Below are 5,343 nucleotides of genomic sequence, written 5' to 3' on the forward strand. Positions count from 1 at the left end.
TGTGTATAAGAGACAGGTGATGAGGTCGACCGCGTCGTAAAATTGGCGCTCGTAGGCGAGACAGCCGTCCTCAAGTCGCGAAACGGGAACGATATCGGGGACTCGTGGTTCGATACGATCGGCGAGGATGGTGTGGTACGAGGCGACGACGGGGATGTCTGCCCGCGCGCCAAACCGGAGGCCGGCAAGTCCGAGGGTGAACGGAGAGTGAACGTGGACGATATCCGGTGTCGGAAGATCCGTGGGGACCACCGGCAGTCCGAGCCTGTACTGGCGGTAGATCGGTGCCTGAACGCTCGGAACCGGGAACTCGTCCGAGCGTGGCTCGTAGGCACTCGAGTGGGGGTAGACGACAGACAGTCGACCGAACCGGTCGTTCCAGCGCGACCGCCAGAGCGAAACCGTGTAGGTTACGCCGTTGACCGTCGGCAGGTAGGTGTCGGTGAAGGCGGCGACGTTCCGGACCACTGGTGCGCTGTTCGACGGCGACCAGTATACGGTTACGGGCGTGATTCACGAAACGAGATGTCGTGTGTTCGCAGGAGATTCCGCATCGTCTCGACGCCGGCGGACGTGTCCCAGCCGCTGACACGGTAGTGTTCGATCGGGTGGCGAATCCAGGAGTGTTCCCAGTGGGCGTACGTGTCGATCGACGACTCGCCGGCGAAAAACAGCGTCACATGCAGCTGTTTCTCGGCGAGCAGCGAGTGACGATGGACCCAGCTGCCGGCGGATTGGCGGCCGTCTCGGTGGCGCTTCAGCGCCGCGACCGGCTCCGGGCGAAACGCCATCGACCGAAGATCGGTTCGGAACTGCTTGAGCGGCCGATCGACGGTCCCGACGTACTCCGAAGGGTGCATCGTACACTGGACGTAGCCACCGAATTGCTGTGCGACATCGTGCAGTGTCGGACAGACACGTCGTCGAAGCGCAGTGAGGCGGTCGAGGCGGTCGTGTTGATCGACGTGGTCGGACGGTACATCACCAGCCATCGAAATCAGTGTCACAGATAGATCGCCATTCATCAATAACGTACCGAAATATGGCGTTTCAGAGTACCAGACAGCTCTTAATTGGTGTTTTTCGGTTTCAAGATAATGTTCCCATTTCGGGAGAGTCAGTAGCTCGACAGCGACGGGTACAGTCTTGGGATAGCCAGTATAGGGGGCGTGGTTTCTGTATTCAGTTTCGTGCCTGAAGCTGAAACAGACGAGTCGGTACTATAGTAACAACTGCAGCTAGTTACACACTGATCGCGCAGCAGTCGTGCGATCAGGTGTGCAGTGACTTGCAATGGCTACTATAGGTGTGCGAGCTGAGCGAAAACGGGATAGAACAAAGAGCGGTTTCAGCTTGACGAAGACATTTGCCGTTCTACTGAAAGGGATGAGATATGAAGCGCCGACAGTTCCTTGTTGGAAGTGGCTGTGCCACATCGTTAGTTCTTGCAGGTTATCTCGAAAACAACGATGATGAAAAAAGGAGCGGTTACCGCGTCGTTGCCCATCCGTACGATACTGCACCATCCGAGGCATCGACAACGAGCGTTGACGACCCGGAAATTGACGGCCCCATCGAGACAGTTGTCGTCGAAGCGATTGAGACGAACAATACTGCGACAAAACGACTTGACGAAGAAGAACGAGAAGAGATACTCAATCAAATTGACGAACTACCACGGTATGAGGGTGACGACGAGTTTGAATCCGCCGCATACGTAACTCGAAACGACCACGCAGCCGCTGTGTTCTACGAACGGGACGCCTAACGGTCACCGCCTCTTGGAGTTATCCCAACAGTGCGCTCAGCACAATACACGACAATTTCGAAACCTCACTAATCTTCTTTCTTGTAGTGATACCTGCCTCACCGATACTGACCGCGATTTTCACATCTCACAGTGAATAAAGAAATCGTGCTACCAACGATTGTGAAAGACGGACAGGCAAAACAGGACTGAAAACGACGGGAGTGGACCACGGATACCAGAAGTACCACCCACTCTCGAGGCTGTCTAGGCCGACTGTCTCTCCAAGCCAACTGGCTCCACCCGGTGAATGGTTTATATCTCCTGCTGTGGTGCATCCAGGATACAATGTCCGCCCGCGACGAAATTCGCGACCGACTAACCACACTGCGACAACGGAGAGACGCCTGCGACTACTACGATCCCCGGTCGAAGCTCCTCGACGGAAAGATTGACGCACTCGAGTGGGTGCTCGCAGAGATGGAGTCTGCGGAGTCAGTACCGAACGAGAAAGAGAGGAGAACAGACAATGCCGGCGAAGAGCGTTGCTGAACGTGGTTGAGGGGTGGGAGTGGAGTAGAGTGGAGTAGAGTGGAGTAGAGTGGAGTGGAGGAGGTGAAGTCAGATGAGGGTACGCAAGAGCAGAGAAGGTGAGCAACGCCAGGGGTTGTGTCTGGCTGCTCGACAGTATCACCGGCTGTTACTGACGCGAACAGTGATAGACACATACAACCAGTGTGAGCGCGTAGAAGGCGGAAGAAGAGGGATGTTCACGGATCGAACGGACGCCGGCGAGCAGCTTGGAGCGCATCTCGCGGCGGAAGGGGTCGAAGCGGACATCGTTCTCGGGATTCCACGCGGTGCACTGCCGGTCGCACGACCCGTCGCAGACGAACTGGGAGCGACACTCGATATCGTCGTCGCATCGAAGATTGGCGCACCTGGGAACCCAGAACTAGCACTCGGTGCCGCCGCTAGCAACGGGACCCTGTGGCTCAACGACGACCTCGTCGAGCAGTTACGGGTCGAAGACGACTACATCGACCGTGAGCGGACGCGCGAAGCTGAGGCCGCACGCGAAAAGGTACAACAGTATCGAGACGGCGAGGGGACGGTTCCGGCAGTCGACGGCAAACGGGTTGTCGTCGTCGACGATGGAGTTGCAACCGGTGCGACGGCCATCGCGTGTCTCAGACAGGTCGCTGACGCGGGGGCAGCGACCGTTACCCTGGCAGTACCGGTCGGCTCACCGCGATCGCTAGAGGTACTCGAGAACGAAGCGCCAGTGGATACGATTATCGCGCTCGAGCAGCCGGCAGACTTCAGCGCTGTCGGGCAGTATTATGAGGATTTCCGACAGGTGAGCGACAAGCGTGCACAGTCGTATCTCGATGAGTGACACTCTCGAACTCGGGGCGGTGTCTCGGTGTTTTCGTTCACACCGCCCGTAATATCACGGACGCGATAGCGCCGGTCAGCGGCGAGTTGTCGTTGCGTGGTCGGGGGTGGGAAACGACACACGATCCGAAAGCTGTCGACGGAGGCGACCAGCGACGTTCTTCGCGAGTATCCGGCCAGCAAACGACGGATCCTGGCGCAGCGACCGCGGGTAGAATTCACCGAGCTGGTCGTCAGGAACGGTCATTGGTTCGAACGACGGGTCACAAACGCGCTCGATGCCATCCGGCAACAACCGAATCTGGAGCGAAACGAGTCTGTCGAAGACGTCCCAGAGCGTATGGCAGTCGCTGATGTCGACTTCGTCGTACGCGACAACCTCGCCGCCGTCTATCGACTCATTCAACCGTTGGAGTGTCGACCCGGCCGTCGATTGGCCGTCGTGGAAGATCGGCGGTGGCCCCATCCCACGATAGGAACGGATATCAGCGGGGTGAAAGCTCAGAATGCCGTGGTCAGCCGCAGTGAGAACGTCCCCTTTCAGGAGTCCGAACCCGAAGAGGACGAGCACGTCACACTGCGTTTCAAGACGCGAAACGACATCGTCAGGAAACTCGTACCAGCTACCGTCACGGAGAGGGTCACACTCGATGTGGTCTGCACCAGCAAGTTGGTCGAGCGTCTCGGCTGAGTGACGGTGCCAGAGCTGCTGTTCATCCCCGAGCCGCCTTGCGAACGCACGTTCGGCGAGGACTAGCGCCCACGCTTGTTGTTGGCGCAGGACGTCGACAAACCGCCGAACGTCTGCGGCTTTGAACCGAGAGTCGTTCCACGACTCTGCTGTACAGTCTCGCTTCTCGGCGTTCGTCACCACGACCGAAATTTCCGCGTCGGTCTGTCGCTGTACCCGGTCGATTGCACGAACCTGCCACTCGTAGAGGAACGGATTCGCTAGAATACCGACCGTCGTCCGTTCGGGCATTGGTATCCGTGTTGCAGACGTAGCCACACTTAGTTACCAATAGCGTTCACATCGAATCAGCGTCCAGAAAGCCGGAAATACGATATAAGTCACCCCGGATATATCTTTGGCGGTCGATGACACTATCGGTCGCTGACACGCTCGTCCCACCAGCAGTGTAAGTCCAACAAACGCTTCTGTCACCGAACGATCGTCACCGGAACGGACGCACGCCGTGACACAGTGTTTGCAACGCTTCCGAGAAGCAACTTCTCGACACGGGACCTCCCGTGGCTTCCGAGAACGATCGCATCGACGGCTTCATCCTGCTCGTACTCGAGTATCGCTCGTGCTGGCTGGCCAAAGGTAACGTCCGTATCGATCGACCGGTTGTAATCCGCTGCAAGGGCGTTTGCCCGCTCGAAGACCGCATCGGAGTTGTCGTGCCACGCCGACGGCCCACCGCTGAACTCGAGTGGAGCATCTGTCGGAACGGTCGCGACGTGTAGAACGGTGATCTGTGCGTTCGGGTGATGGTCGAACGCATACGACAGGACCCGCTCGAGGAGTGCTGTTGCGTCGAGTGGAACGAGAACGTGAGTGCGGTCGTCCTCGGGAGTGGAGTGGACCTCGTGGTCATGGTCGTCGTGGTCTGGTTCCTGGTCGTGGTTTGATCCGTGTTCGTGTGCTTGCTCGTGGCCAGATTCCGGTTCATGTGCCTGCTCGCGCTCGTGATTGTGATCCTGATTCTGATTCTGATTCTGATTGTGATCGTGATCAGCGTCGCCCATGTATTGCTGTAACGCGCGTGAGATGTATAAACCGATGACCTCCATGATCCAGTTTTGGGGAGCATCGATGCGGCTTGCTCCGTGAGTGCAGAACATCTCACCGCATGTGAGAACTCGATTGGTCAAAGAGTGGAGACTCGGAACTGCTAACCGTGACACGTTGCCAGGCGATTGCGACCGGGGAATTGAGGGGAGAAAGCTGACATGGACGGCGACACCCGACCGGAATCAGTTGGATGCGCTTGAATTGCCTGGGAACAGCCGGTCGGTTGGGCGAGCTTGGATCACCGCGCACACGAATCCTCTGGACAAGGCGAAACCGAACTGGTGTCCAGCAGACTATAGTAACAACTGCAACTATAGTATCCATTAGAGTTATTTACTCGTAGATTGTTGCAACAGGCAGTGGATCACCTCGAAGAGATTTCAGTCGAAGAGTTGCAAGA

The 5,343-nt window shown here is 57.4% G+C and carries 7 protein-coding genes; 3 read left to right on the top strand and 4 right to left on the bottom strand.

The features are described 5' to 3' along the window. Both C482_RS08685 and C482_RS08690 read right to left on the bottom strand, forming a co-directional pair. Window positions 1-468: glycosyltransferase (locus tag C482_RS08685; RefSeq protein ID WP_006167177.1), on the bottom strand; the 468-nt coding region annotated here is incomplete at its 3' end. Between the two features lie 32 nt (window positions 469-500). Beyond that, complete coding sequence (locus C482_RS08690) at window positions 501-1,025, bottom strand: hypothetical protein (RefSeq protein ID WP_006167178.1); 525 nt, start codon at window positions 1,023-1,025, stop codon at window positions 501-503. Between the two features lie 368 nt (window positions 1,026-1,393). Between C482_RS08690 and C482_RS08695 the strand changes: the two genes are divergently transcribed. The 3 genes from C482_RS08695 to C482_RS08705 all read left to right on the top strand — a co-directional run bounded on the left by C482_RS08695 (window position 1,394) and on the right by C482_RS08705 (window position 3,146). Next, window positions 1,394-1,768 (top strand): hypothetical protein, encoded by a 375-nt coding sequence (locus C482_RS08695; protein WP_006167179.1) that lies wholly within the window; start codon window positions 1,394-1,396, stop codon window positions 1,766-1,768. Window positions 1,769-2,095: 327 nt separating this feature from the next. Then, on the top strand, window positions 2,096-2,299 hold the full coding sequence (locus tag C482_RS08700) for a hypothetical protein (protein ID WP_006167180.1): 204 nt from the start codon (window positions 2,096-2,098) through the stop codon (window positions 2,297-2,299). A gap of 214 nt (window positions 2,300-2,513) precedes the next feature. Continuing rightward, window positions 2,514-3,146, top strand: a complete 633-nt coding sequence (locus tag C482_RS08705; protein ID WP_006167181.1) for a phosphoribosyltransferase — start codon at window positions 2,514-2,516, stop codon at window positions 3,144-3,146. A 75-nt stretch (window positions 3,147-3,221) separates the two neighbouring features. Here the strand turns inward: C482_RS08705 and C482_RS08710 are convergent, their stop codons facing one another. Together C482_RS08710 and C482_RS08715 are read right to left on the bottom strand one after the other, a co-directional pair. Then, window positions 3,222-4,127 (bottom strand): formyltransferase family protein, encoded by a 906-nt coding sequence (locus tag C482_RS08710; RefSeq protein ID WP_006167182.1) that lies wholly within the window; start codon window positions 4,125-4,127, stop codon window positions 3,222-3,224. 179 nt (window positions 4,128-4,306) lie between these two features. Continuing rightward, window positions 4,307-4,897, bottom strand: coding sequence for a universal stress protein (locus tag C482_RS08715; protein ID WP_006167183.1), 591 nt, complete (start codon window positions 4,895-4,897; stop codon window positions 4,307-4,309). Window positions 4,898-5,343: the final 446 nt, after the last annotated feature.

It is taken from the genome of Natrialba chahannaoensis JCM 10990, from assembly GCF_000337135.1.
GTDB lineage: Archaea > Halobacteriota > Halobacteria > Halobacteriales > Natrialbaceae > Natrialba > Natrialba chahannaoensis.